At 64.1% G+C, this 6,361-nt stretch carries 4 protein-coding genes and 2 pseudogenes; 5 read left to right on the top strand and 1 reads right to left on the bottom strand.

What is annotated here, in order from left to right:
• Positions 1 to 3 precede the first annotated feature (3 nt).
• From NI18_RS15490 to NI18_RS15500, 5 genes and pseudogenes are all read left to right on the top strand, one after another.
• Positions 4 to 834: a phosphoheptose isomerase gene (locus NI18_RS15490; RefSeq protein ID WP_306286454.1), complete on the top strand. Its 831-nt coding sequence runs from the start codon at positions 4 to 6 to the stop codon at positions 832 to 834.
• Positions 835 to 978: 144 nt separating this feature from the next.
• Entirely contained in the window at positions 979 to 1,530 is a 552-nt protein-coding gene (locus NI18_RS25790) for an IS110 family transposase (protein WP_198527032.1), read from the top strand.
• An 82-nt stretch (positions 1,531 to 1,612) separates the two neighbouring features.
• Positions 1,613 to 2,013: pseudogene (locus tag NI18_RS27205) on the top strand (transposase); the annotation flags it as partial.
• Between the two features lie 274 nt (positions 2,014 to 2,287).
• Positions 2,288 to 3,232 (top strand): alpha-L-fucosidase, encoded by a 945-nt coding sequence (locus NI18_RS15495; RefSeq protein ID WP_084215238.1) that lies wholly within the window; start codon positions 2,288 to 2,290, stop codon positions 3,230 to 3,232.
• Positions 3,233 to 3,365: 133 nt separating this feature from the next.
• A complete protein-coding gene (locus NI18_RS15500) occupies positions 3,366 to 5,414 on the top strand; it encodes a beta-galactosidase (protein WP_306286453.1) in 2,049 nt (682 codons plus the stop codon).
• A gap of 58 nt (positions 5,415 to 5,472) precedes the next feature.
• On the opposite strand, the pseudogene NI18_RS15505 reads toward NI18_RS15500, so the two are convergent.
• Positions 5,473 to 6,316 (bottom strand): annotated as a pseudogene (locus NI18_RS15505) (SDR family oxidoreductase); the annotation flags it as partial.
• Positions 6,317 to 6,361 lie beyond the last annotated feature (45 nt).

Below are 6,361 nucleotides of genomic sequence, written 5' to 3' on the forward strand. Positions count from 1 at the left end.
CGTTTGATGCCCGCCACCCTGCTGAAGCCCGCCACCCTGCTTAACAGCCCTCGTGGGGCGCCACACACTGTGCCCGGCTTTGACGATCCCGCCCCGGATGCGCCGGCGATCGGCGAGGTCTGGTTCCAGGAACCCGGCGACACGACCCCCGATCTGCTGATCAAATATCTGTTCACCAGCGAGAAGTTGTCGGTGCAGGTCCATCCCGACGACGACCAGGCGCATGCGCGCGGCCTGCCGCGGGGCAAGGACGAATGCTGGACGGTGCTGGCCGCCGAGCCCGATTCGACGATCGCCGTCGGTACCAAGGCGCCGATGTCGCGCGACGACCTGCGCGCGGCCGCGATCGACGGCACGATCGAGGACAAGCTTTACTGGAAGCCGGTCAAGGCGGGCGATTTCATGTACTGCGCCTCCGACACGATCCACGCGATCGGCGGCGGCCTGACGGTGATCGAGGTTCAGCAGAACTCGGAAACCACCTATCGCATCTATGATTATGGCAGCGACCGCGAACTGCACCTCGACGACGGCATCGCGGTCTCGGATCCGGTGCCCTATCAGCCGATCGTGTCGCCGGGCGTCGTCTCCGAAGGTCGGACGATCCAGGTCGAAGGCCCCAAGTTCGTGCTCGAGCGCTGGACCGGTGGCGAGCATGCGGTGACCCTGCCCGAGGGGCGGACCGCCTGGCTGATCCCGATTACCGGATCGGGCAGCGTCGCGGGTGTCGCGTTCAAGGCGGGCGAATGCGTGACCGTGACCGGGTCCGAGCGGATCGAGGCCAGCGACGATGCCGACCTGCTGTTCGCCTATGCGGGCGACACGCGGATCTGATCGGGTGCTGCGGCGGGGGGCGGTGCGCCTCCCGCCGCCCCATCGATGCGACCGGCCAGATGGGGTGGTTGCCGCCCTCCCCAGACGGCATCGGAATGTGCCAAATTAGCGAGGTTGAATCACTTAGCGGAAAGGACGGCAATCGTGACTACGGATACGATGATCGGAGTGGACCTGGCAAAGTCGGTTTTTCAGCTTCACGCCACGTCGATGTCGGGGCAACCGATGTATCGGAAAAAGCTGTCGCGGCAGGGCTTTGCGGAGTTTATGGCCAAACAGGCTCCCGCCGTGGTCGTTATGGAAGCTTGCGGCAGCGCGCATTACTGGGCTCGCGAGATAAGTCGGCTTGGGCATAAGGTCAGACTGATCGCCCCGCATTACGTGAAGCCGTTTGTAAAGCGTCAAAAGAACGATGCGGCAGATGCCGAGGCCATCGTCATTGCTGCCCAACGCCCTGAGATGCGCTTCGTTGAGCCAAAGTCCGAAGAACAGCAAAGTAGGGCCATTTTATTTCGCGGCCGGGAACGGCTCGTTCGCCAGCGTACGGAGTTAATCAACGCACTTCGCGCATGTCTTTATGAATACGGTCATGTCGTACCTCAGGGAATTCGCTGGCTTACTAAAAATCGAAGACATACTAACGGCGCCAAACTGCGACCTGCCCCGAACTCATGCGCGAGGAATCACGCGACTTGATGAAGCAAATCGCTGAACAGACAGTCCGCATCGATGCCCGTACGGCAAAGATAAAAAAGACCTCGCAGCAGAAGGCGATACAGCGCGGCGTTTGCAGACAATACCTGGGGTTGGTCCAATGACCGCTTTGGCAGTCGAAGCCTTTGCTCCACCGATGGAGAGTTTTCGATCCGGCCGTGACTTTGCTGCATGGCTTGGCCTTGTTCCCCGCCAATTCTCTTCCGGAGGTAAAGAACGGCTAGGCCGAATTTCCAAGGAGGGCAAGGCGATATTCGCAAACTTCTGATTATCGGAGCGATGTCGCGCCTGAACTGGCTCGGGCGTCAATCGATTCCCGACGGTTCCTGGCTGGCTGGCTTGGCAGCGCGGAAGCCGAGGATGCTTGTGGCGATCGCGTTAGCGAACAAGATGGCTCGAACAATTTGGGCATTGCTCACGAAAAACGAGAACTACAGGAATTCGGTGCTGACAGCTGCAGCATGATCATCATGCCGCAGCTGCCTATCGCCGGATAAAGGGGGGTGTGAGAAGGCGACGACCCGAATGGGCAAAATGATCGAACAGATCTGGATCAGGAAAACCAGCGTATATCTGCGAGCCATAAAGCTCGGAACTCAGATTTGGACCTGATCCGCGGATCACCATACCGGCCAGCGGCTTCTGAAATGCCGCAGTAATAGGCCTGACAGAAGAGCGCACTCGATCATACGCAAACTCAGGTCAAACCATCTTGCACTTTGGGCGGCAACCACAGAAGATGTACGATCAGTTCTGGCCGAAGCTCGGGCAGGACTATGACGGTGTCGATCCCGCCAATGCCGATCTCTATCACGGCAATCGCGACGAGCCCTACCGCAACACGCCCGCCTCCTGGTACACCACGAACGCCGCCTATCAGCGGCACTGGTTCGACCGGATCGTCGATCTGGTCGACAGCTATCAGCCCGACCTGCTCTACTCGGATGGCGGGCTGCCGTTCGGGGCCGTAGGCCGCGCCCTTGTCGCGCATCTCTACAATGGCAGCATCGCACGGCGCGGCCGGCTCGATGCGGTCTATACCTGCAAGAATTCGGGGTCGGGGGAGTTCCACCGCGAGGCGTCGGTCGAGGATGTCGAGCGCGGGGTGCTCAAGGGCATTAATGCGCTGCCGTGGCAGACCGATACGTCGAATGGCGACTGGTTCTTCAATGACCGCCACCCCTACAAGACGACCAGCCAGATCGTCACGATGCTCGCCGATATCGTAAGCAAGAACGGCAACATGCTGCTCAACGTCGTGATGTATCCCGATGGCAGCCTGCCACCGGAGTCCGAGACGCTTCTGGCGGAACTGGCGCCGTGGATGGCGGTCAACGCGCCGGCGATCCATGGCACGCGGCCCTGGAAGATCTTCGGCGAGGGGCCGACCGAAACCGCCGCGGGCATGTTCTCGGAAAAAGCGGATTACACGCCGCGCGATATCCGGTTCACGACCAAGAAGGACCAGCTGTTCGCGATCACGCTCGGGGAGCCTGCGGGGACCGTGGCGATCGCCGCGCTGGCGCTTGGCAACCCGCACGAGCCGCGCGCGGTGCGGGCGGTCCGCCTGCTCGGCCATCGCGGGCCGATCCGCTTTCGTCAGACCGGGCAGGCGCTGGTGATCGACGTGCCCGCGACGCTCCCGACCCGCCACGCCAGCGCGTTCCGGATCGACTTTGCCTGAGCGTCAGGTCCCCGCGTCACCGATCCACCCATTCGCCAGCTTGGCGCAGTACCGGCGCCCCCCGACGGGGGGCATCGCTTCGATAAGGACGACCATCTCCATGTTACGTCGCCGCGCGCAATCCATTGCCCTGATGTTGACCCTTGCAACGGCCGCGCCGGCGCTGCTCGCGGCTCCTGCGGGCGCGCAGAGCGCCGCCGGCCATCCCGGCTGGCCCGGCAAGGGGCAGCTGTTCGTCGGCACCTGTTATCAGCCCGTCGACCGCAGCCCGGCGCAGATCACCAGCGATATCGCGGTGATGAAAGCGGCCGGGTTCAACATGGTCCGGATGGGGGATCTGGCCTGGGACTATTTCGAACCCGAAGAGGGGCGGTTCACCTTCGAGCGCTTCGACGATGTGCTGCGTCAGATGCAGGCGGCGGGCATCCGGGTCATCGTCGACATTCCGGGCCAGCCGGCACCGATCTGGCTGCACAAGCGCTATCCCGGCGTCGATATCGTCACGCAGGACGGGGTGCGGGTCAACGCCGCCTCGCGCTACTGGGACAATATCAGCGACCCCGATTATCGCCGCCTCGCCGGTCGTCTCGCCGAACGGATGATGCAGCGTTATGCCAAGCATCCCGCGGTGATCGCGCTGGGCTATGACAATGAGATCGGCAATGGCCAGATGTCCTATTCGGCGGCGGACCGGGATCGGTTCGTCGTCTGGCTGAAGCAGAAATACGGGACCATCGACGCGCTCAACACCGCCTGGGCGACGCAGCGCTGGTCCCGCCGGATCGGCGACTGGGATCAGGTCGACCTGCCCTATGGCCGGGGTCCGGGGCCCAATGAGCGCTATCTCGACCTGCGCCGCTTCTGGTCGGACGACACGATCGGCGCGTTGAAGGACCTCGAATCCATCCGCAAGCGCTTTGCCCCGAACCTGCCGGTCGCGTCGAACTTCTGGCCGACCGCAGGGACCAAGGGGTTCGATTATCTCCGCTCCTGGGAAGATGTCTCGACCTATGGCGCGCAGGGATTTTACCCCGGCGACCCGCTCGGTGCGGGGTTCGAAGTCATGATGAACCGGGCCGGGCACCAGACGCCGGTCTGGTTCAACGAGTTCACCGCCGGCGGCGGGGGCTATTACGGCACGCCCGGGCGGTCGCGGATGTGGGCGTATTTCGGGCTGCTGCATTATGCACAGACGGTCCTCGCCTGGACCTTCAATTCTCATCTCGGCGGAGAGGAGCAGGCCTTGTTCGGGCTGGTCGACCATGACGACCGGCCGTCGTGGAAGGTGGGCGAATTCGCGCAGATCGCACGCGAGTTCCGCCAGCTCCAGACGATGGGTTTCCCCCGCTACGACCCGCCACAGGTTGCGGTGCATTATTCGTTCGACACGATGTGGCTGACCAGCCCGCCGCCCGGGCCCAATACCACGCCCGAATATTTCAAGACGGACTACACCACCGCGGTCAAGGCCGCCTTTGCGCCGCTGCACCGCGACAATATCGATGCGGCGGTGATCGACATCGGCCACGACCCGATCGACAGCTACAAGCTCGTCATTGTGTCGAGCGCGTATCTGATCGATGCGAAGATCGCGGCGGCGCTACGGGGTTACGTCGAGCGCGGCGGCACGGTCGTCATGACGGGCTATTCGGCGAAGGTGGACGCGACCGGGAAATGGTTCGGCACGCCCCTGCCGGGCGGCATGACCGACGTGTTTGGGCTGCGGACCAACGCCTTTTACCGATCCGAACAGCCGCTCCGCGTCCGCTTCGAGGGCCGCGAACTCAGCGGCACGGACCCCTATTACGAGGTGCTCGAGCCGAGCACGGCAAAGGTCCTGGCGCGGTTCGAGAACACGCCCGACAAGAGCCCGGCGATCACCGTCAACACATTCGGCAAGGGGCAGGCGATCTATCTTGCGACCGCGGCGCAACCGGGGTTGATCGATCCGCTGATCCGGTCGCTCTACGCCCGCCTGAAGATCCAGACGGGGCCGGCAACTCCCGACGGGGTGGTCGCGCGGACGGTCGAAGGACGGACGCTCTACGTCAATACGACGTCCGGTGCGCTGAGCGTGGCGATGCCCGGCGCGAAGTCGGGTACGGCCCGCGACGTCCTCACGGGGCGGAAGCTGCCCGGCGCGCTCGACCTCGCGGGCTATGGCGTCGCCCTGGTCGAGTAAGGGGCGTCGCGCTGGGGGCTCGAGGCTGATGCTTCGAGCCCCAGCGCGACAACACTCGTCAGGCGGGCTGGCCATTGCCGCCGGTCGACCCGAAGATCTGCCCGGTCGAATAGCTGAGCGACGGATCAGCCGCTGCGACATAGAGCGCGGCGATTTCGGCCGGCTGGCCCGCACGCGCCATCGGCGAATCGCCGCCGAAGCTGCGCAGCTTTTCAGGCGTCGCGCCGCCGCTGACCTGCAACGGGGTCCAGAACGGGCCCGGCGCGACCGCATTGACGCGGATGCCGCGGCTCGCGACTTGCTTTGCCATGCTCTTGGTGAAGTTCAGCACTGCCGCGCGTGTGAGTGCATAATCGACGATGTCGGGCGACGGGTTGCCGGCCTGTTCCGACGAGGTGTTCACGATCACCGCGCCTGCACCCATCCGCTCGAGCGCGGCCTTGGTCAGCCAGAACGGCGCATAGACGTTGGTCTTCATCGTATCGTCGAAATCCTGGCTCGAGATATCGGCGATACCCGGGCGGGTCTGCTGGCGCGCGGCATTGTTGACGAGGATGTCGAGCCCGCCAAGCTGTTCGGCGGCCTGCTGCACCAGCTTGCGGCAGAAGCGTTCGTCACGCAGGTCGCCGGGAATCGCGACGGCCTTGCGCCCCTCGGCCCGGATCAGCGCGATGACTTCACGCGCGTCGGGTTCTTCGGCCGGCAGGTAGTTGATCGCGACGTCCGCGCCTCGCGCGCATAGGCAATCGCCGCGGCACGCCCGATCCCGCTATCGCCGCCGGTGATTAGCGCTCGCTTGCCGGTCAGCTTGCCCGACCCCTTGTAGCTCGTCTCGCCATGATCGGGCCGCGGCGTCATCTTCGACGCAAGACCCGGCCAGGCTGGCGCTGGACGGGATAGGGCGGCTTGGGATAGCGGCAGCGGCAGGCGTCGGCGCGGCGGCGGGC

The sequence above is a fragment of the Sphingomonas sp. Ant20 genome (assembly GCF_000783375.1).
GTDB classification, from domain to species: Bacteria; Pseudomonadota; Alphaproteobacteria; order Sphingomonadales; family Sphingomonadaceae; genus Sphingomonas; species Sphingomonas aerolata.

Coding starts and splice junctions, on each gene's coding strand:
- NI18_RS15495 (WP_084215238.1), top strand. CDS start 2,288: ATGTACGATCAGTTCTGGCCGAAGCTCGGGCAGGACTATGACGGTGTC.
- NI18_RS15500 (WP_306286453.1), top strand. CDS start 3,366: ATGTTGACCCTTGCAACGGCCGCGCCGGCGCTGCTCGCGGCTCCTGCG.